Here is a 20,118-nt window from a genome sequence, read left to right on the forward strand (position 1 = left end):
TTGCCCGCGAATGCGGCGGTTCAGACAACATTGATGTCGACTGACACGACGCCTTCGCGGGCAAGCCCGCTCCCACAGAGGTAATGTATTGAGCCTGATACCGTCGCCCACAAAAAAACCGCATCGCTGCGGTTTTTTTGTGTCTTGCGTTCGAGGTTAAACGAACAGCGACAGCAACAGAATGAAGCCCAGGCCCACCACCGACAGGATGGTTTCCATCGCTGTCCAGGTCTTGAACGTCTCGGCCACGGTCATGTTGAAGTACTGCTTCACCAGCCAGAAACCGGCGTCGTTCACATGGGACAGGATCAACGAACCGGCACCGGTGGCCAGCACCAGCAGTTCACGGTTGACGCCCGGAATCATCCCCACCACCGGCACCACGATGCCGGCGCCCGTGATGGTCGCCACGGTGGCCGAACCGGTGGCGATACGAATCACCGCCGCTACCAGCCATGCCAGCAGGATCGGCGAGATCTGCGCGCTGACCGCCATGTGGCCGATCACGTCGCCCACGCCGCTGGTCACCAGCATCTGCTTGAAGCCACCACCGGCACCGATGATCAGAATGATCGCGGCGGTCGGCGCCAGGCTTGCGTCCAGCCACTTGAGCATCTGCTGCGAACCGATGCCCTGCTTGTGACCGAAGGTATACAGCGACAGCAGCAAGGCCAGCAACAGTGCCGAGATCGGGTGGCCGATCATGTCCATCCAGGTGCGGAAGAAATGACCGTCCGGCAGCGCGACGTCAGCGAAGGTTTTCAGCAGCATCAGGAACACCGGCAGCAGCACAGTCACCAGGGTGATGCTGAAGCTCGGCAGGTTCTGCGAATCGGTTTCGCGGGCCAGTTGATCGACCAGTTCCTGATTCGGCGTGCCGGGAATGTGCTTGGCGATGAACGTACCGAAGATCGGGCCGGCGATGATGGCGGTCGGCAGCGCCACGATCAGTCCGTAAAGAATGGTCTTGCCGATGTCGGCACCAAACACGCCGATTGCCAGCAGCGGGCCCGGGTGCGGCGGCACCAGACCGTGTACCGCAGACAGACCGGCGAGCAGCGGGATACCGATCTTGATGATCGACACACCGGTACGCCGGGCAACGATGAACACCAGCGGAATCAGCAGCACGAAGCCGATTTCGAAGAACAGCGGAATACCGACCAGGAACGCGGCGAACATCATTGCCCACTGCACTTTGTCCTTGCCGAACGCGCGGATCAGGGTCTGCGCGATCTGATCGGCGCCACCGGATTCGGCCATCATTTTGCCGAGCATGGTGCCCAGCGCAAGGATGATGCCGACGAAACCGAGTACGCCACCGAAGCCGTCCTGGAACGCCTTGATGATGGTGCCGATCGGCATGCCGGACGTCAGGCCGAGGAACGCGGCCGCGATGGTCAGGGCGATGAAGGGGTGAATCTTGAATTTGGTGATCAGGATAATCAGACCGATTACCGTGACCACTGCATCGAGCAGCAGGTAGGCGTCGTGGGACATGCCAAACATTGGGGGTGTCTCCTGGCTTGTTGTTGTTATTAAAGCGGGTTAAACAGAATTCGTGAGGACAGCGCTAACTCTTTCAACACACTCATACCGCCTGTTTCAGACCATGAGCCTGCCACCAGACGTGCGCCTGGGCCGCCAGCTCTTCAACGCTGTGGATCGAAGCATTCAGCGCCAGGGTCAACGGCTCGCCGACCGGCGATTCGAGGGTGGCAAACTGGCTTTCGATCAACGTTGCCGGCATGAAATGGCCCGGGCGATGGGACACGCGGTCGGCAGCCACTTCTGGGGTCAGCTCAAGGAACACGAAGCCCAGGCCCGGCAAGGCACTGCGCAGCACTTCGCGATAACTGTGTTTAAGCGCCGAGCAGGTCAGCACCGGACGCTCGCCGAGTGCATCGACACGACGCAACTCAGCGCACAGGCTGTCGAGCCAGCCGGCACGGTCGTCGTCGTTCAAGGGGATCCCCGCGCTCATCTTTTCGATGTTGGCGGCCGGATGAAAAGTATCGCCTTCAATGGCAGTGGCGCCGCTCAATTGGCACAGGGCCTGGCTGACGCACGTCTTGCCGCAACCGGCAACGCCCATGATGACCAGGGCGGTGATGGGATGACTCATATAACACCTCAGCGCGCAGACAGCGCTACCTTTGCTAGCTATGACTCTAGTGCACAGGCAGAAGTTGCCGACGCCTTCTTGTCGTTTTTTTGGGTTGCAGCAGGTTGTCGCCCGACGCCAAAAAGCGAGGATCAGGCAGGACCTCGCTTACGCATTTGCAGCTGCATCAGGACAGCGCTACCTTAGTGCCTTGATTTTTGTTTGGCAAGCCGCCCGATGACCACCCCTAAAAACGATAAAAACACTCGCACCACCGGCCGTCCCACCCTTAATGAAGTTGCCCGCCTTGCCGGCGTGAGCCCGATTACCGCGTCCCGCGCCTTGCGCGGGGTCAGCACCGTGGCCACCGAACTGGTGGAAAAAGTGCAGAAAGCCGCGCTCGAACTCAACTACGTGGTCAACCCTGCCGCCCGCGCCCTGGCCTCGGCGCAGAGCCATTCGGTGGTGGTGCTGGTGCCGTCGCTGTCCAACCTGCTGTTCATCGACACGCTGGAAGCCATTCATCGGGTGTTGACGCCCAAGGGCTTCGAAGTGCTGATCGGCAACTTCCACTATTCGCGCGATGAAGAAGAAAACCTGCTGCGCAACTACATGGCTTATCAGCCGCGTGGTTTGCTGTTGACCGGATTTGATCGCACAGAAAGTTCGCGGCGGATGATTGAAGCCAGCAACATTCCCTGCGTGTACATGATGGAACTGGACAGCGCGGCCGGCGTAAATTGCGTGGGTTTCTCGCAGCTCAGCGCCGGCGAAACCGCGGCCGAGCATTTGCTCTCGCGCGGTCGCAAGCGTCTGGCCTATATCGGCGCACAGCTCGATCAACGCACCTTGTTGCGCGGCGAGGGTTTTCGCAAAGCCCTGCAGAAGGCCGGGCGCTATGACCCGGACCTGGAAGTGCTGACCCCACGCTCCTCGTCGGTGGGATTAGGCGGAGAGCTGTTCCTGCAACTGCTGGCGGCGCATCCGGACGTCGATGCGATCTTCTTTGGTAACGACGACCTGGCGCAGGGCGCCCTGCTCGAAGCGCTGCGCAACGGGATCAAGATCCCCGAGCAAGTGGCGATCCTCGGCTTCAACGACTTGCCGATGTCCGAACACATGGTGCCGCGCCTGAGCAGCATCAACACCCCGCGCGAGGCGATTGGCCGGCGCGCGGCGGAGCAGATGTTGACGTTGATGGCCGGCAACAGCGTGGCGCGGCCGGTGGAAGACATGGGTTTTGAACTGAAGATTCGCGAGAGTACCTGACCTCTGAAATCCCTGGGGTGATCACAAATGCCAAGGTGAAACCCAATCTCCCTGTGGGAGCGAGCTTGCTCGCGAAGGCGGTGTGCCAGATAAGCAAATGCCAGCTGACACGACGCCTTCGCGAGCAAGCACGCTCCCACAGGAGATCTGTGTCGGGTTCAGTGGCTGAGCAGTTCGACGAGGACCGATGCGCCCTTCTGCAGTGGCTGGCTCTTGAGCCACACCGCATGTACCGGCAGCACCAGGCCATTCTCGATATTGCGAAAATTCAGTCGCTTCAAGCGCCCGCTGTCCAGCCACGGCTGCACCACCGACAACGGGAAATTGCCCCAGCCCAGCCCCGCCTCGACCATCTCCAGCGCAGTCTCCAGGGTGTCGGTGCGCCAATGCGATTCGGCCACCAGCGGCCGGGTTTCGCTGATCGGCAAGTCGCGACTGGCGACGACGATCTGCCGCACATGTACGAGGTCTTCGAGAAACAGATCCTGCCCCTGCAACAACGGACTGTCCGCCGCGAGCGTGGCGATCATCCGTTCGCTGCCGACGAACTGAAAGCGCTCATGCACGTTCATGCTCAACCCGGCAAACGCCAGACACACGCTGACACGGCCACTGTGCAGCATCGCCAGCACATCGTCCTGCGGCGCGGTCAACACTTCGATATCGAGCAGCGGATGACGCTCGGCAATCACCTTGATCGCAGCGAGCAAGCGGCGCCGGTCAATGTCCGCGACCACGCCAATCGACAGCTTGCTCTCCAACCCCAGCGACAACTCCACCGCATGCACTTGCAGTTGCTTGAGCTGCTCGGCAATCAGCCGCGCGTGGGGCACCAGTGACAGTGCCATCGCTGTCGGCTGCGGCTCGCGATGGCTGCGGTCGAACAAGGCGTAGCCAAGCTCCGCCTCCAGATTGCCGATAGCCATGCTCACCGCCGACGGCACCCGCCCCAAAGCGCGGGCAGCAGCGGAAAACGAGCCACGCTCGATCACTGCGAGGAACAGTTCGATGCTGTCGCTGTTGAAATTCACTTCATCTACCTATCACCAAAACTGAAAGCTACTGACTTTTTCTGTCACGCCTATTGAAGCTATCTTTCGCCGCCTTCGCCAGTCCCGCTGGCCACATGTTGCAAGAAAGAGGCAAATCCCCATGCAAGGCGTCAAACGCAAACTGGTTTACGTGTCGCTCTACGAAGTGATCGGCATGACCTTCTCCGCCCTCGGCCTGGCGCTGTTGTCCGGCACCTCGCCGGGCAGCACCGGCCCGCTGGCGGTGATCATCACCACCATCGCCGTGACCTGGAATTTCATCTACACCTTGCTGTTCGAGCACTGGGAAAGCCGCCAGCAGTCACGCACCCGCACGGTCAAACGGCGCATCGCTCATGCAGTGGGTTTTCAACTGACGCTGATCGTGTTCCTTATTCCGCTGATCGCCTGGTGGATGAACATCAGTCTGGTGCAGGCGTTCCTGCTGGATCTGGCGCTGATCATCTTCATCCCGTGCTACACGTTTGCCTTCAACTGGCTGTTCGATCGCGTCTTCGGCTTGCCGGCCTCGGCGCTGCCCGATTCGGCCGCCGCGGCATAAATCGTTAATTGGTAAGCAGTTATTGCGAAAAATCGGCGGTGTCTGCGGGAAAACCGCCGATATTCACAATCCAGCCACTCCGATAGCAGGCTAAGCTTTTCCATCAATAAAAAATGGACCAGCCCCATGACTGCTCACGCTCCCGCCGCCGCGCAATGCGACGGCATCGATCCGATACGCGCCGCCGAGATTTCCGCCCGCATCGACCGTCTACCCGCTGTTGCCACGATCTGGCGACTGGTGGCGCTGTTGTCGATTGGCGGTTTCTTCGAACTCTACGATTTGTTCCAGACGGCCTACATCAGCCCCGGGCTGATCCGTGACGGGATCTTCGCTACCGGCAATCAGGGCGTTTTCGGTTTCTCCGATCAGGCGGCGTTCGCGTCGGCGACCTTCCTGGGTCTGTTTCTCGGCGCCAGCCTGCTCAGTCCGTTGGCCGATCGTTTCGGCCGCCGCGCGATTTTCACCTTTGCGCTGGTCTGGTACACCGTGGCCACGGTGCTGATGGGCATTCAAAGCTCGGCGCTGGGCATCATCTGCATGCGTTTTCTGGTGGGCATCGGCCTTGGTATCGAGCTGGTGACCATCGACGCCTACCTCTCGGAACTGGTGCCCAAGCGCATGCGCAGTTCGGCGTTTGCCTTCGCCTTTTTCGTGCAGTTTCTCTCGGTGCCAGCGGTGGCGTTGATGTCGTGGTGGCTGGTGCCGCAGGCGCCGTTCGGTGTGTCGGGCTGGCGTTGGGTGGTGCTGGCGAGCGCGGTGTTTGCGCTGTTCATCTGGTGGCTGCGCAAGCGTCTGCCGGAGTCGCCGCGGTGGCTGGCGCAGCATGGACGATTCGATGAAGCCAATCGGATTCTCGACGCCATCGAAGCCCGCTGCGAGAAGGATCATCGCCAACCGCTGGATGCGCCTGAAGCCGTTCCGGTGGATGTCGAGGGCAAGGGCCGTTTCGCCGATATCTGGCAACCACCGTATCGGCGTCGGGCGCTGATGTTGATCGTGTTTCACGTGTTCCAGGCGATCGGTTTCTTCGGTTTTGGAAACTGGCTGCCGGCGCTGCTGTCCGGCCAGGGCGTCAGCGTCACCCACAGCCTGATGTACGCGTTCATCATCACCCTGGCCTACCCGCTCGGGCCATTGCTGTTCGTGAAGTTCGCCAACCGTTTCGAGAACAAATGGCAGATCGTCGGCTCGGCCCTCGGCGCCATGACTTTCGGCACCCTGTTCGCGTTGCAGACCAGCGCCTTCGGCCTGATCTTCTGCGGGGTGATGATCACCTTCTGCAATGCCTGGCTGAGTTTCAGTTATCACTCGTACCAGAGCGAACTGTTCCCCACCAACATCCGCGCCCGGGCGGTGGGTTTCTGCTATTCGTTCAGTCGCTTGTCGACGGTGTTCAGCAGCCTGTTGATCGGATTGTTCCTCGACCACTTCGGCACGCCCGGCGTACTGGCGTTCATCGTCAGCAGCATGCTGATCGTGATGCTGACCATCGGCGGGTTCGGCCCGCGCACGCGCAATCTGGCACTGGAAAACATTGCCCATCGCTGAGGGCCGCACGGTCATCCTCTGCCGCCCGGCGGCAAGGGATGACCGCCTGGTTGCGCACGCACCAACAGTAAAGTCTTGAAATAGCAGGATGTTCTGCAAAGGCACGCTAATTGCTCGGCTATGCCCGTCAGCAATTATCCAAAGGTCTCCATCATGATGTTGGTCAGTGCCAAACAACAGCAGCTCATCCACCTGCCCAAGCGGTTGGCGGATGACGCGACCACAACCGCCGCTGCCGGTCTGCAAAGCGGCCTGCACGGCGCCATGTTGCAATCGCTGCAGAACCAGACTCAGTCGCAAGCCACCGATGCGACCTCCAGGGTCCAGGATTCGGCCACGCAGATCGCCACCCAGCAAGTGGCCGCCGCCAAGCGCATCAGCGATAACGTCGACGAAGCCTTCGCCAAGACCCGTGTCGGCCTGCAAACCACCGACGCCACGACTGCCGGCAGCACCACCGGCACCTCGGCCACCGACGCGTTCAAGGACTACATGAGCAAGTCGCCGGAACAGCGTCTGCGCGACAGTATCCTTCAGAGCATGGGCATCACCGAAGACGACATCAAAGCCATGCCGCCGGAGAAACAACTGGCCATCGGCAAAGAGATCGCCGAGCGTCTGCAGGACAAGATGAAGCTGGCACAAGCGGAAAAAGACAACGCCAATGACGTCAAGGACAGCGACAAACTGGCGGACAAGTTTCTCGCAGCGCTTTAGTTTCATGCAAAACGGAACGGGGTCCATTGCGACCCTGTTCTCTCGTACGCTCCCCCCTTATTGCTACCACTCATCAGAAAAGCCTGAGACCTGTAAGAACTGACAGTGGTGCTCTTTCGACCCGCGCTTGTTAAATGGAACGGTGATCACATTCGTGCTCACGTACCTGGATCAGGAGATCATCATGGAAGCCAACGCATTCACCGGCACTTGCGAGTGCAATTCCACCTATAACGGAAATCCGGTTGGAGAGAACTTTAGTACAGAGAAGGTTGTTTTTGATCGCAGACTTTTCAAAGCGGACATGGGCGCTCAATTTGTTCAGATCATCTACCCCGCAGAGCTTGATCCCGGTACCCACGATCTGGTTTTCGTCTCAGAGGGAGTTCCTCAGCTGCAATATCACAATGGAAAAAAACTGCTCACACTCACTGGAACCGGGAAAGTCACCATCGGGCCGAATCTGGATACCCAAGTCGGAACGATTGACGCTAATTACTTTGATGATATAGGGCGGTTGATCGCGTTCAAGGGCGAATTCACTGCCAAGTACGAATTGAAATAACAGGAGCCAATAATAAAACAAGGGCAGTCGCTACTGCCCTTGGATGCCAGGACAATGTCCATCGCTATTTCAGAGCATCAGTTCAACTGCAACGTCGCATTGAACTGCCCGATCGCATCCACTACATGCCGTGACCCCTGCTGAATCTCCAGGATCACCTCCCCCGCCTCGTTCGCCAGTTCCACACCCAGCCCGGTGCGACTCAGGCTCGACTGCATGCTCGACACCGCGCTCAGCGACAGGTCATGGTTTTTGCGCACCACTTCGACAATCTCCAGCGTCGCCTGACTGGTGCGCGCCGCGAGACTGCGCACCTCGTCCGCGACCACGGCAAACCCGCGCCCGTGCTCACCGGCCCGGGCCGCTTCGATGGCGGCGTTGAGCGCCAGCAGGTTGGTCTGGTCGGCGATCCCGCGAATGGTCTGGACGATGGTGCCGATGATGTCCGACTGCTTGTTCACCGCATCGATGCTCCGCGCCGCTTCGTTGAGGTCGCGGGAAATGTCCTGGATGATCTGCACCGTCTGCTGCACGACCTGTGAGCCTTTTTGTGCGCAGGCATCGTTCTGTACCGAAGTGCTGTGGGCCGATTCTGCGGCGTTTTGCAGCGTGGTCATCTGCTGGGTGATGTCACTGGCAAACTTCACCACCTTGTACAGGCGGCCCTTGGTGTCGAACAATGGGTTGTACGAGGCTTCGAGATAAACCATCTGTCCGGACTTGTTCTTGCGCTCGAAACGGTGCGAGTGATATTCGCCGCGATTGAGCGACGCCCAGAACGCTTTGTACTGCGCCGATTCGGATTCGGAACGATGACAGAACAGGCTGTGGTGATGGCCGACGATTTCCGGCAGCGTGTATTGCATGGTGCGCAGAAAGTTGTCGTTGGCGGTAATCACATTGCCTTCCGGGGTGAACTCGATCACTGCCATCGAACGGCTGATTGCCGCCAGCATGCTTTCTTCTTCGTGCTCTTTGTTGACCCGGGCGGTGATGTCGGCGGCAACTTTTATGACGCTTTTGACCTGTTTGTCCGGGCCATACACCGGCATGTAACTGGCTTCAAGCCAGATCTCCCTGCCGGACTTGTTCAAGCGCAGAAACGTGCCGCTGATCGGCTCGCCCCGGGCCAGGTCGCGCCACAATCTGGCGTATTCCTCGCTGCGGTAAAACGCTTCTTCGCAGAATACCCGGTGATGTTTGCCACGCACTTCCTCGGCGCTGTAACCCATGGTCTTGCAGAAGTTTTCGTTGGCATCCAGAACAATGCCTTCGGGGGTAAATTCGATCATCGCCATCGAGCGGCTGATCGCTTCGAGCTTGGCATTGGCTTCGGTCAAGGCGCAGCTGAAACGCTCGATTTCCTGCAGGTCAGCCTTGTGATGTAGGTTGAACATGGTTGTATCACCTTCCGCGCGGTCTTTTGATTTGATGAAAGTTCAGGTCTTTCAGAATCCACCACTACGTTCCACAGAACAGGCACACGCATTCCTCCACAGGAGGAAGTTGTCAGGTGATAAATGATGTTTAATCCGAGCGTGCATGCCGCGACGCTCTCATCAAGACATCCTTCTCTTGATAGCCCGCGAGCGGGCCAGCCCTAACGTGCAGAATAACTTCCATGTACAACTGGCTCCTTGTTGGTTCAGTGTCCGGTGCCTTTGATTGCGCACTCTGGCAGCGTTGAAATCACGGCTAACCGATGACGGTCGACATAGTTAGTTACAGCTAGCATAGCCAGCGCCCTGCCACGCGCAAGGCCACTAGTCGGCCAGTATCTGGCACTTTTTGCACAAGAAACGGTTCAGCGAACGGAGGCAAGCGAAGTCTCCGCCAGCAAATCCAGCAGCGCCTGCACCGCTGCCGACGCCGTCTGCCCCGCAGGCAACACCAGCGAAAACACCCGCTCGACAGGTGGTTGCAGAGCAATCACGCGCAAGCCCTGACGGTCGACCGGCAAGGTCATTTCCGGCACCAGCGTCACGCCGAGGTTTTCCCGCACCAGCGTGAAAGCGCTGCTCCACTCGCGTACCTCGACCCGCACATCCTGCAACTGCAAACAGGCTTCGGCGGCAAGGCTGCGGGCGTTGGTCGAACAACCGCCGGTGGCCAGCACAAAGGGCAGCGCGGTCAGTTCTTGCAGGGTGACGCCTTGCTCGGTTCCTCGCAGCGCCAGCGAATGGCCCGTCGGCACGACCGCCACCCATTCATCACGGCCCAATGGCCCGGCATTGCGCTCGGGGGCCGGGTTGAGCACCACACCGACATCCACCAGACCGGCCGCAAGCAAGGTTTCCACTTCGTCATCGCTGACCTCCAGCGCCACCACTTCGATCCCGGGGTAAAGGCGATTGAACTGGCGCAGCAGCGGCGGCAGAAAACTCGCCAGGACCATGGGAAAGCTTGCCAGGCGAATCGTCCCGCGCAGCATCGGGCGCACGCTGTCGACGGTCTGGCGAATGGTTTGCAGCGCGCCGAGCATTACGCGCGCCTGCTCAATCACCGGCAGCCCAATGGCGGTGGGCAAGGTTTGCCGGCTTTCGCGACTGAACAGTTGCACACCGAGGGTTTGTTCCATCAGCGCCAGGGCCTGGCTCGCGCCGGACTGCGTCATGCCGACCCGTTCGGCCGCGCGGGTGATGTTGCCGTGATCGGCCACAGCGACCACCAGCCGCCAATGCATCAGGTTCATCATGGCAGTAGCTGTCCTTATGGCTGCTTTCTGAAAGATTAATTTTACCGAGGGTGCGGCGCACTATGACACTGGCGCCAAATCCTCACCAGAGAGCCGCCGATGAAGCTGTATTACGCCCCGCAAGCCTGTTCGCTGGCGCCGCACATTGTGTTGCGCGAACTGAAGCTGCCCTTCGTACTGATCCGCGTCGACAACCGCAGCAAGCGCACCGCCAGCGGTGAAGACTTCCTGGCGATCAACCCCAAGGGCTATGTCGCCGCCCTGCAACTGGACAACGGCGCGGTGCTGACCGAAGGCCCGGTGATCCTGCAATATCTGGCGGATCTGCAACCCCAGTCAGGGCTGGCGCCGGCGCCCGGCAGTTTTGAACGGCTGCGTTTGCAGGAGTGGCTGAATTTCATTTCGAGCGAGATCCACGGCGGGCTTGGTGCGCTGTTCGATGAGCGGTTGCCGGCCGAGATGATCAAGGAGAAGTTGTTCAAGCGTTTTGCCGTGTTGGTCGCGGTGCTGGAGCAGCAGGAGTATCTGCTGCCGAGCGGCTTCAGCGTGGCGGATGCGTTGTTGTTTGTGGTGCTGCGTTGGGCCGGGTTGTTCGGAATCGAACTGGCACAGTGGCCGGCGCTGGCGCGGTTTCAGGCGCGGATTGAGCAGCGGCCGACCGTGATGGCGGCGTTGGCGGCGGAAGCGGTGTAAGTCTGCAGATCATTCGCGAGCAAGCTCGCTCCCACACTGGATTCGGACAAGCCATGGACCCAGTGTGGGAGCGAGCTTGCTCGTGAAGGCGGTAGCTCAAACGCCACCGATCAAACAGTTGAAACTCAAAGTCCCGCCGTCACCTTGCTCGCCACCTCCCCCGGCACCCACGCCTGCCACACCTGCGGCTGATCACGCAGAAACGCTTCGGCGACCTGCCGCGGTGGCTGGCGCTTTTCGCTCATTCCGGCCAGCGTCTGGTTCAGCAGATCAATTGGCAAATCGACTTTCTCGAAGAACGCCACCAGTTCCGGGTATTGCGCCTTGAACGGCGCCGACACGCCAATCGCCAGGCTGGCCGGCATCGAGCGGGTGCCCTTGGGATTCGGGTTGTTGGCATCGGCCAGGGTTTTCCAGGCCTCGGCATCGAACGGCGGTTCTTCGAGTTTTACCAGTTTGAAGCGACCGAGCAGCGGCGTCGGCGACCAGTAGTAGAACAGCACCGGTTTGCCGCGTTTGATCGATGACGCCACCTCGGCATCCAGCGCCGCGCCGGAGCCGGTGCGGAAGTTGACGTAGCTGTCGGTCAGCGCATAGGCCTTGAGCTTCTGGCTGTTGACGATCTCCGAGGTCCAGCCGGTCGGGCTGTTGAGAAAGCGTCCACGGCGCGGGTCTTCCGGGTCGCGGAACACGTCCTTGTAGCGCGGCAGGTCAGCCACCGATTTCAGCTCCGGGGCCAACGCTTTGATGCCGCGCTCGGGGTCGCCCTTGATCACGTATTCCGGCACCCACCAGCCCTCGGTTGCGCCCTTGACCGTATCCCCAAGGCCGAACACCTTGCCTTCATTGGCAGCCTTGACCCACGCCGGACTGCGCCCGGCCCATTCCTCGCCGATCACTTGAATGTCGTTTTTTGCCAGCGCCGCTTCCAGGCTGACGGTGCTCCCCGGCAGCGTATCGGTCGGGTAGCCGTAGCCTTTCTCGACGATCAGGCGTAGCACTTCGGTGATGAAACTGCCGCTTTCCCAGGTGATGTCACCGAAGTGGATCGGCGCGGATTTCTCCGCCGCCGAAACAGCGCCGACGCTCAGGCTCAGCGCCAGCAACGAACGGCCGAGCAGGGTTTTGATCGATCTCATGCGGACCTCTTGTCTGTCAGGATTGGGTTGGCGCTGTGGCGGTCGCACAGGGCTTGGGAACGGCTCATGTAAGCGCTGACCGAACGCTGGGAAATGCCCAGTTCGGCGGCGATTTGCGGGTAAGTCAGGCCATCGATCCGTGCCAGCAAAAAGGTCGAACGGACCTTGCCGGGCAGGCGTTGCAGGCTGCGGTCGAGGCGCTTGAGGGTCTGGCTCAGGTGTGCGAGGTCTTCAGGCGAAGTGGCGACCTCGACCTCGATCTGTTGCGCATGCCGGCGCTCCAGGTCCGCGCGGCGCCAACGCTGATAAAGCAGGCGTTGGGCAATCGTGGTGAGCATGGCGCGGGGTTCACGAATCGCCGTGACACTGGGCGCCTGAAGCAATTGCGCGAAGGTTTCGGCAGCGATGTCTTCCGCGTTTTCGGCGGCGTGCTGCTGCCGGCGCAAGTACGTGCATAGCCAGCGATAGTGGGCGCGGAACAGCACGTCGAGATGATTGCGGTGAACGGTATCGGCGCCGGACATAAGGGCTCCTGGGCAAGGGGTCGCTGGATGTCCGGTGATCCGGTGGCGCGATCCTAGCAAGGCGCCTTATGCATTAATAATATTTATATTTCATTCCTATATTCTTTTTTGATATATAAGAGCGAAAGATCGCAGCCTTCGGCAGCGCCTGCATTTGAAATGCGTTCAACCTGTAGGAGCTGCCGAAGGCTGCGATCTTTAGCGCAAGCGGCCATAGCCCAACTCTTCAGCCTCACGCTGATAGTCGAACACAACCTGATAATCGCTTTCACTGGCTGCCAAAACCTCAGGCAATCCAAGGATCTGCGCCACATCCGGCAACTCAAGCAGCGTCTGATTCATCACCTGGCGCAAGTGCTCGATTTGTTTATCCGTAGTCGATACGGCGGTGATAAACGGCAACGTCGGACTGAACGCACTACGCGCCACAACCCGCGATCCGTTGACCTCCTCGGGTGCGTATTGCGCAAGGCAGGCATAGGTCACGCTGTCGATGGCCGCCAGATCGGCGCGTTCTTCACGCAGCCAGCGCAGACTCTCGCGGTGTGCGCCACTGATACCAACCGTGGCGAAGAACTGCCCGTCGCGCTGCAACGGCGCCAGGCGCTGGCGCAACAGATTCATGCCACTGTTGGAGTCTTCGCTGTTGATCACCCCGCGACTGCCACGAAAATCCGCCAGGGTTTTGCGCGCATCGTCTGCGCGGCTGAGAATCAGGCTGCAGTGATTGCCGGCGCTGGCGTCGGGCAATTCGTAGCGCGGGCGACCGACGATGCGCACCTGATCGCGCAGCAAGGTCATCAACGGGTAGCCGCAGGTTTGCGTCAGTAGCAGATCGGGCGACAACCACAGTTCGGGCAGCGACAGGCTGGCGGCGTTCAGGCGGGAGTGGCCGAGGTGTTTGAGGATGCGGGAAATCCAGCGCTCGCTGGCCGCACGAATGGGCTCGGGGGCGGTGTACATCAGCAGTTCAACGTGATGTTGGGTCATACACATTATTTCCCTGCAAATACTTACCTGTGGTGGTCCTGGGGTCAGTGAAAGGGATGCTCGGGACTGTCGATCGGCTTGAACCCGTGGCGCCACCACAACTGCCCATAACCCTGCACCAGAAATCCGCCGCTACGCGCGACCCATTGCTCGCGGCGCATACGGTAAGCCTGGGGCAAGTCGTACCACGCCAGCCCCGGCAGGTCGTGATGCACCAGATGAAAATTCAGATTCAGAAACAGCCAGCGCCATGGCCAGCCGGCCTCGTTGAGCACGGTGCGTTGCTCCGGCTGTGCGTGCGGGCGGTGTTCATAGTAGGAGCGGATCATCGCAATCGACAGCGCCGGTACGCTGATCAGCAACAGGTAATGCCAGACCGGCAACACGCTGAAGCGCGCGACAAACCACAGCATCAACACGGTGAACGCACCGTGGGTCAGCCACATTCGCCAGGCTTGCCGCTCGCGGTTTCTCAGGCGTTGCAGTTCTTCCGCGGCCAATGCCAGCAAGGCCAGCGGCGCGCCAATCGCGAACCGCCCGAGCACGGTTTTGTTCAGCCAGTGCAGGCCGCGTTCGAACAAGGAACTGCCCTGCCAACGCACCGCCGTCAGATAGCGGCTTTCCGGATCGACACCGGGCACTGTCAGGTGTTCATCGCGGTGATGCAACAGATGGCTGTCGCGGTACAAGGTGTACGGGTACCACACCGCAAAGGGTGCATAACCGAGGATTTTATTGAAAAGCACCGAGCGGGTCGGATGCCCATGCAGCAACTCATGCTGCACTGACAGCCACAGCACCAGCAGCGGAATCAGCAGCAATGTGCTCAGGCCGCGCCCCAGCCATGCGCTGTTGAGGATGATCGCGAACCAGCCGCCATACACGCCGATCAGCAGCAGCCATGTCGGCCATTCGGTGCGGGCGGTGAAGCGCTGGCGCAGGGTTTCGATTTGCTGGCGATGGTGGACGTCGAAGTAATTCGGCATGGCGTGGCTCGGAACGGGAATCTTCCCCTTCTGTGCAACGAAGCCGGGCAATCTTGCAGATTATTTTTGCGCTGAGGCGGGAGCCCGGAGGACGGACTCCCGAGGGACGTGATCAATGACCGAAAATATCGACCTTCTTGGCTTTTTTCTCTGCACGCTTTTCAATCGCCGTCTTGGCCGGTTTCTTCTTCGCGGCTTTCTTTGAATCCATACCTTTGGACATGATGCGTACTCCACTCACAGGGATGTAGGCTCAGGTATACACCTATCGCGCGTCGCGCGTTCTTTTATAATCGGCGCTTTGCCCGCCGTCAGTCCGATCCCATGTCCGATACCCAGTACAGCCTGCTCGACGAGCCTTTGTGGCCGTTGATGAACAAGTTTTACCGCCGCCACCAATCATCGATGAAAGCAGTGCGCGACGCGCAACTGTGGGTGGCCCGTCGCGAGGACATCGTCGCCGCGTTGTGCTTGCGGCCGGTGGCGGGCGGGTATTGGTTGACCGGGCTGTTTGTCGATCCGGATTGCCGTGCGCAAGGGATTGCCGGGCAGTTGATTGCGGCGGCAGTGAAGGATGTGCAGGAACCGGTGTGGCTGTTCTGCCATCCGGATTTGCGCGGGTTTTATGAGCGGCGTGGCTTCAGCTTCGACCCTTCCCTGCCCTATGCATTGGCCGAACGGTTGAGCCGGTATGCGCGGAGCAAGCCGATGATTGCGATGGGGCTTGTTTGAAGATCAAAAGATCGCAGCCTGCGGCAGCTCCTACAGGGATTGGTGCAGGAGCTGCCGAAGGCTGCGATCTTTTGATTTTTGCTTAATCGTCTGCGCTCGGATCAAGATCCGGGAACATCACTTCGGTAAAACCGAACTTGCTGAAATCAGTAATCCGCGAAGGATACAGACGGCCGATCAGGTGATCGCATTCGTGCTGCACCACCCGCGCATGAAAACCCGAGGCCACGCGCACGATCGGCTCGCCCTTGGGATCGAAGCCCTCGTAGCGGATCTGCTGATAACGATCCACCGCGCCACGCAGGCCGGGCACCGACAGGCAGCCTTCGAAACCCTCCTCGGTCAGCGGACTCAACGGCGTGATCAGCGGATTGATCAGGATTGTCTGCGGCACCGCTTCGGCGTCCGGGTAGCGTTCGCTGTGCTCGAAACCGAAGATCACCAATTGCAGATCGACGCCGATCTGCGGCGCGGCCAGGCCAACTCCGCCGACGCTTTCCATGGTCTGGAACATGTCATCGATCAGTTGCCACAGCTCGGGGCTGTCGAACATCTCCGGCGGCACTGGCGGGGCGATGCGCAGCAGGCGTTCGTCGCCCATTTTGAGGATTTCACGAATCATGATCAGGCTTCGTCAGTGTCAGGCTTGAGCGAATGATCGCGCCCCAGGCCCGAGACGTGTTGTTTGGGATGTACATCGAGTTCGCCGGGGACTTTCTCGCCCGCGTCCTTGCCCTCGCTGGACATGTGTTCGATCACCGCATTCATCTCCGCGCCGAGCAGCAGCACCGCCGAGGAAATGTAGAAATACAGCAAGAGCACGATGATCGCCCCGATGCTGCCATACATCGCGTTGTAGTTGGCGAAGGTTTTGACGTAGAACGCAAAGCCCAGCGAGGCGATGATCCACACCACCACGGCCAGCACCGAGCCGGGGGTGATGAAACGGAATTCCTGTTTGACGTCGGGCATCACGTAGTAGATCAGCGCCACCGCGACCATCATCAGAATCACGATCACCGGCCAGCGCGCAATCGTCCAGACCGTGACGATGAAGTCTTCCAGCCCTACCTGCGCGGCAATCCAGCCCATCACTTGCGGCCCGAGCACCATCAGCGCGGCGGCCACCAGCAGCATGCCGGCAATGCCCACGGTGTAGACAATCGACAGTGGAAAGCGTTTCCAGATCGGCCGACCCTCGACCACGTCATACGCGGCGTTCATCGCGCTCATCATCAGGCGCACACCGGCCGACGCGGTGTACAGGGCGATGACGATACCCACCGAGAGCAAGCCGCCCTTGGACTGCTGCAACTGATCGATCACCGGGTTGACCTGTTCCAGTGCCTGCGGCGGCAATACCAGTTCCGACTGCAGACGCAGCCAGCTGAAGAAGTCCGGCAGGTGCAGGAAACCGATCAGGGCAATCAAAAACAGAATGAACGGGAACAGCGAGAACAGCATCTGGTAGGCCAGTGCCGAGGCGTAGGTCGACATCTCGTCGTCGACGAATTCAGTGACCGTGCGCACCATCACTCGATGCAGGGGCAGACCTTTCATGTCCGGAAAAATCATTCGCGTCTCCTTTCGCCGCATTACAGGTTGAAGTCGTGGCGACTCAGGGGCCGTTTTTTACATCACGGTAGCCTACTTGGCGACCTTCGTGGATGACCGTCGGGTTTTGACACAAAAACGGCCATCCTTGGATGGCCGTTCGTGTGTTTCGTTCAAGGCGGGAATTACGCCTTGTCGACACCTTTCTTGATGGCGTCTTTGGCTTTGCCGACAGCTTGCTGGGCTTCGCCTTTTTTCTCTTGCAGCTTGCCTTCGGCTTGCAGCTTGCTGTTGTCGGTGGCTTTACCGACACCTTGCTTGACGTTGCCGACAGCTTCGTTGGCCATGCCTTTTACTTTATCGCCAGTGCTACTCATGGTGTTTCTCCTTGGTGCATTGAAGGGGAAAAGTCAGTACGTAATGATTGACTGGCCGGGTTTGCCACGAGTTTCATTTATTTTTGCCCTTCATTTCGTCGTGCAATGCAGGTTGGGCTTTATGTTTGCCCCCCAAGCCCCGAGAATGCGCAGCTATGGGCGCGCTGCGCCAACGATCAGACCCCGCAGGAATGTTATGAAACTCGATAAAAAGCAGGCCATTGCCCGTCGCAACCAGGAACTGGGCGGCGCTGTGCTCGGCACCAACAACTGCCACTTCGCCGAACTGAACCGCAACCGCAACATCTGGTGGTTCGACCTGCCGGTATCGCGTCTGGCCGTCGGCCAGTACGAGTGGATTCACCTGCTGATGCACACCCCGGCCACCGACGAACTGCTGCACCTGAAAGTGCCAACCGTGTTTCTGCGGGAAAAGCTCGAAGGCCTGGTGATTCGCAACGAAGGCAAGCGCAAGGCGGCGTTGAGCCTGGAGTTGAGTGCAGACAAGGATTCGTATCTGCAGGACATGCGTCCGGCGGGGACCAACGTAAATTTCGCGCCGTTCCGGCAGTAACAACCGCATAAAGCAAAAGATCGCAGCCTTCGGCAGCTCCTACATTGAACTCTGTAGGAGCTGCCGAAGGCTGCGATCTTTTGATCTTCAACAAAAAGCCCCGCATTTGCGGGGCTTTCTGTTTTAGGCGGCGTTCTTCGCCTTGATCTTCTTCAGCTCTTCGTCACGCAGCTCGCGGCGCAGGATCTTGCCGACGTTGGTGGTCGGCAGTGCATCGCGGAATTCCACCGAACGCGGCACCTTGTAACCGGTGACGTTGGCGCGCATGTGTTCCATCACGGTTTCCTTGGTCAGGGTGACGCCCGGTTTGGCCACGATGAAGATCTTGATCGCCTCGCCCGATTTCTCGTCCGGCACGCCGATGGCCGCGCACTGCAACACGCCCGGCAAGGTTGCCAGCACGTCTTCCAGTTCGTTCGGGTAAACGTTGAAACCGGACACCAGGATCATGTCTTTCTTGCGATCGACAATGCGCATGTAGCCATCGGGCTGAATCAGCGCGATGTCACCGGTCTTCAGCCAGCCTTCGCTGTCGAGGATTTCGTCGGTGGCTTCCTGACGCTGCCAGTAGCCCTTCATCACTTGCGGGCCCTTGACGCACAGCTCGCCGATTTCGCCCATTGGCTGCTCGACACCGGCATCGTCGATGACTTTGCACAGGGTCGACGGCACCGGAATACCGATGGTGCCGATCTGGATGTTCTGGATCGGGTTGACCGTGGCCACCGGGCTGGTTTCGGTCATGCCGTAACCTTCGCAGATCGAGCAGCCGGTCACGGCTTTCCAGCGCTCGGCCGCGGCCAGTTGCAGGGCCATACCGCCGGACAGGGTGACTTTCAGGTTGGAGAAATCCAGCTTGCGGAAACCTTCGTTGTTGCACAGCGCCACGAACAGTGTGTTCAGGCCGACGAAACCGCTGAACTTCCACTTCGACAGTTCCTTGACCATCGCCGGCAGGTCGCGCGGGTTGCTGATCAGGATGTTGTGGTTGCCGATCAGCATCATCGCCATGCAATGAAAGGTGAACGCATAGATGTGGTACAGCGGCAACGGGGTGATCAGGATCTCGCAGCCTTCGTTGAGGTTGGAGCCCATCAGCGCCTTGCACTGCAGCATGTTGGCGACGAGGTTGCGATGGGTGAGCATCGCGCCCTTGGCCACGCCGGTGGTGCCGCCGGTGTATTGCAGTACCGCGACGTCGCTGCTGTGCGGGTTGGCTTCGGTCACCGGCTGGCCCTGGCCCTTGCTCAGCACGTCGTTGAACTTGACGGCTTTAGGCAGGTGATAGGCCGGTACCATCTTCTTCACGTACTTGATCACGCTGTTGATCAGCAGGCGCTTGACCGGCGGCAGCAGGTCGGCGACTTCGGTGACGATGACGTGTTTGACGCCGGTTTTCGGCACCACGGCTTCCGCCAGGTGCGCCATGTTGGCCAGACACACCAGGGCCTTGGCGCCGGAGTCGTTGAATTGGTGTTCCATTTCCCGCGCGGTGTACAGCGGGTTGGTGTTGACCACGATCAGCCCGGCGCGGATCGCACCGAAGACGGCGACCGGGTACTGCAGAACGTTGGGCAGTTGCACGGCAATTCGATCACCGGGCTGCAAGTCGGTATGCTGTTGCAGATACGCGGCAAACGCACCGGACAATTCGTACAGTTCACCGTAGGTGATTGTCTTGCCCAGGTTGCTGAAAGCCGGTTTGTTGGCGAAGCGTTGGCAGGACTGCTTCAACACTGCCTGAATATTCGGGTACTCGTCTGGATTGATGTCGGCAGCAATTCCAGCCGGGTATTTATCCTTCCAAAAGTCTTCGATCATGGAAGCCCACTCCTCAGCAACGCGAATTCTTCACCGCATTTGATGCGATTATTATTGGTGTGTGTTTTGTATTGGTGAATCTGGCTTTTCTACAGGCCGAGAAGTCACAAAGCGCGCCGAGAGTAGCAGCTTTGCCAAGGGCCGACTAGAGCCAAAAGCGGCCTCCATGGTCACTTTAATGACTCAAGACTTTCTAACAGTCATTTTAGAGCAAAAATCCTATATCACCCTGAA

21 protein-coding genes are annotated in these 20,118 nt (G+C 59.5%); 8 read left to right on the top strand and 13 right to left on the bottom strand.

Annotation, left to right across the window (positions count from 1 at the left end):
- Window positions 1-156 precede the first annotated feature (156 nt).
- Entirely contained in the window at window positions 157-1,509 is a 1,353-nt protein-coding gene (locus GTQ41_RS20265) for a GntP family permease (protein WP_047295923.1), read from the bottom strand.
- 82 nt (window positions 1,510-1,591) lie between these two features.
- Window positions 1,592-2,125, bottom strand: coding sequence for a gluconokinase (locus GTQ41_RS20270; RefSeq protein WP_047295925.1), 534 nt, complete (start codon window positions 2,123-2,125; stop codon window positions 1,592-1,594).
- 216 nt (window positions 2,126-2,341) lie between these two features.
- Here GTQ41_RS20270 and GTQ41_RS20275 point away from each other — a divergent pair, with 216 nt between their 5' ends.
- Window positions 2,342-3,373 (top strand): LacI family DNA-binding transcriptional regulator, encoded by a 1,032-nt coding sequence (locus GTQ41_RS20275; protein WP_047295927.1) that lies wholly within the window; start codon window positions 2,342-2,344, stop codon window positions 3,371-3,373.
- A gap of 158 nt (window positions 3,374-3,531) precedes the next feature.
- On the opposite strand, the gene GTQ41_RS20280 is transcribed toward GTQ41_RS20275, so the two are convergent.
- A complete protein-coding gene (locus GTQ41_RS20280) occupies window positions 3,532-4,404 on the bottom strand; it encodes a LysR family transcriptional regulator (RefSeq protein ID WP_047295929.1) in 873 nt (290 codons plus the stop codon).
- Between the two features lie 121 nt (window positions 4,405-4,525).
- Here GTQ41_RS20280 and GTQ41_RS20285 point away from each other — a divergent pair, with 121 nt between their 5' ends.
- From GTQ41_RS20285 to GTQ41_RS20300, 4 genes are all read left to right on the top strand, one after another.
- A complete protein-coding gene (locus GTQ41_RS20285; RefSeq protein WP_047295931.1) occupies window positions 4,526-4,966 on the top strand; it encodes a PACE efflux transporter in 441 nt (146 codons plus the stop codon).
- A gap of 126 nt (window positions 4,967-5,092) precedes the next feature.
- Window positions 5,093-6,517: an MFS transporter gene (locus GTQ41_RS20290; RefSeq protein ID WP_047295934.1), complete on the top strand. Its 1,425-nt coding sequence runs from the start codon at window positions 5,093-5,095 to the stop codon at window positions 6,515-6,517.
- 156 nt (window positions 6,518-6,673) lie between these two features.
- Entirely contained in the window at window positions 6,674-7,234 is a 561-nt protein-coding gene (locus GTQ41_RS20295; RefSeq protein WP_047296297.1) for a hypothetical protein, read from the top strand.
- A 184-nt stretch (window positions 7,235-7,418) separates the two neighbouring features.
- Window positions 7,419-7,799 carry a hypothetical protein gene (locus GTQ41_RS20300; RefSeq protein WP_131671178.1) on the top strand — a complete coding sequence of 127 codons (381 nt, stop codon included), beginning with the start codon at window positions 7,419-7,421 and terminating at the stop codon, window positions 7,797-7,799.
- Between the two features lie 77 nt (window positions 7,800-7,876).
- Here GTQ41_RS20300 and GTQ41_RS28805 read toward each other — a convergent pair whose 3' ends face one another.
- Both GTQ41_RS28805 and GTQ41_RS20310 read right to left on the bottom strand, forming a co-directional pair.
- The gene (locus tag GTQ41_RS28805) at window positions 7,877-9,196 is read right to left on the bottom strand and encodes a PAS domain-containing methyl-accepting chemotaxis protein (RefSeq protein ID WP_095668502.1); all 1,320 of its coding nucleotides are present in this window, start codon (window positions 9,194-9,196) and stop codon (window positions 7,877-7,879) included.
- A gap of 407 nt (window positions 9,197-9,603) precedes the next feature.
- A complete protein-coding gene (locus GTQ41_RS20310; protein ID WP_047295941.1) occupies window positions 9,604-10,494 on the bottom strand; it encodes a LysR family transcriptional regulator in 891 nt (296 codons plus the stop codon).
- Window positions 10,495-10,593: 99 nt separating this feature from the next.
- Between GTQ41_RS20310 and gstA the strand changes: the two genes are divergently transcribed.
- Window positions 10,594-11,187 carry a glutathione transferase GstA gene (gene gstA / locus GTQ41_RS20315; protein ID WP_047295943.1) on the top strand — a complete coding sequence of 198 codons (594 nt, stop codon included), beginning with the start codon at window positions 10,594-10,596 and terminating at the stop codon, window positions 11,185-11,187.
- Window positions 11,188-11,312: 125 nt separating this feature from the next.
- Here gstA and GTQ41_RS20320 read toward each other — a convergent pair whose 3' ends face one another.
- From GTQ41_RS20320 to GTQ41_RS20335, 4 genes are all read right to left on the bottom strand, one after another.
- A complete protein-coding gene (locus tag GTQ41_RS20320) occupies window positions 11,313-12,326 on the bottom strand; it encodes an ABC transporter substrate-binding protein (RefSeq protein ID WP_047295945.1) in 1,014 nt (337 codons plus the stop codon).
- On the bottom strand, window positions 12,323-12,850 hold the full coding sequence (locus GTQ41_RS20325; RefSeq protein WP_047295947.1) for a sigma-70 family RNA polymerase sigma factor: 528 nt from the start codon (window positions 12,848-12,850) through the stop codon (window positions 12,323-12,325). Before GTQ41_RS20325 ends, GTQ41_RS20320 begins: the two co-directional genes overlap by 4 nt.
- 198 nt (window positions 12,851-13,048) lie before the next feature.
- The gene (locus GTQ41_RS20330) at window positions 13,049-13,840 is read right to left on the bottom strand and encodes a phosphate/phosphite/phosphonate ABC transporter substrate-binding protein (protein WP_047295948.1); all 792 of its coding nucleotides are present in this window, start codon (window positions 13,838-13,840) and stop codon (window positions 13,049-13,051) included.
- Window positions 13,841-13,884: 44 nt separating this feature from the next.
- Window positions 13,885-14,826 (bottom strand): fatty acid desaturase, encoded by a 942-nt coding sequence (locus tag GTQ41_RS20335; protein WP_047295950.1) that lies wholly within the window; start codon window positions 14,824-14,826, stop codon window positions 13,885-13,887.
- Window positions 14,827-15,150: 324 nt separating this feature from the next.
- Here GTQ41_RS20335 and GTQ41_RS20340 point away from each other — a divergent pair, with 324 nt between their 5' ends.
- Window positions 15,151-15,558, top strand: a complete 408-nt coding sequence (locus tag GTQ41_RS20340) for a GNAT family N-acetyltransferase (RefSeq protein ID WP_047295952.1) — start codon at window positions 15,151-15,153, stop codon at window positions 15,556-15,558.
- Window positions 15,559-15,640: 82 nt separating this feature from the next.
- Here GTQ41_RS20340 and def read toward each other — a convergent pair whose 3' ends face one another.
- The 3 genes from def to GTQ41_RS20355 form a co-directional block, all read right to left on the bottom strand.
- Window positions 15,641-16,180, bottom strand: coding sequence for a peptide deformylase (gene def / locus GTQ41_RS20345; RefSeq protein WP_047295954.1), 540 nt, complete (start codon window positions 16,178-16,180; stop codon window positions 15,641-15,643).
- 2 nt (window positions 16,181-16,182) lie between these two features.
- The gene (locus GTQ41_RS20350; protein ID WP_047295957.1) at window positions 16,183-17,133 is read right to left on the bottom strand and encodes a YihY/virulence factor BrkB family protein; all 951 of its coding nucleotides are present in this window, start codon (window positions 17,131-17,133) and stop codon (window positions 16,183-16,185) included.
- Window positions 17,134-17,297: 164 nt separating this feature from the next.
- Window positions 17,298-17,489, bottom strand: coding sequence for a CsbD family protein (locus tag GTQ41_RS20355; RefSeq protein WP_047295959.1), 192 nt, complete (start codon window positions 17,487-17,489; stop codon window positions 17,298-17,300).
- Between the two features lie 196 nt (window positions 17,490-17,685).
- On the opposite strand from GTQ41_RS20355, the gene GTQ41_RS20360 reads away from it, so the two are divergent.
- Entirely contained in the window at window positions 17,686-18,063 is a 378-nt protein-coding gene (locus tag GTQ41_RS20360; RefSeq protein ID WP_041068691.1) for a hypothetical protein, read from the top strand.
- Between the two features lie 123 nt (window positions 18,064-18,186).
- Here the strand turns inward: GTQ41_RS20360 and fadD1 are convergent, their stop codons facing one another.
- Complete coding sequence (gene fadD1, locus GTQ41_RS20365) at window positions 18,187-19,884, bottom strand: long-chain-fatty-acid--CoA ligase FadD1 (RefSeq protein WP_047295961.1); 1,698 nt, start codon at window positions 19,882-19,884, stop codon at window positions 18,187-18,189.
- Window positions 19,885-20,118: the final 234 nt, after the last annotated feature.

The organism is Pseudomonas sp. AN-B15 (assembly GCF_019056475.1).
Classification (GTDB): domain Bacteria; phylum Pseudomonadota; class Gammaproteobacteria; order Pseudomonadales; family Pseudomonadaceae; genus Aquipseudomonas; species Aquipseudomonas parakoreensis.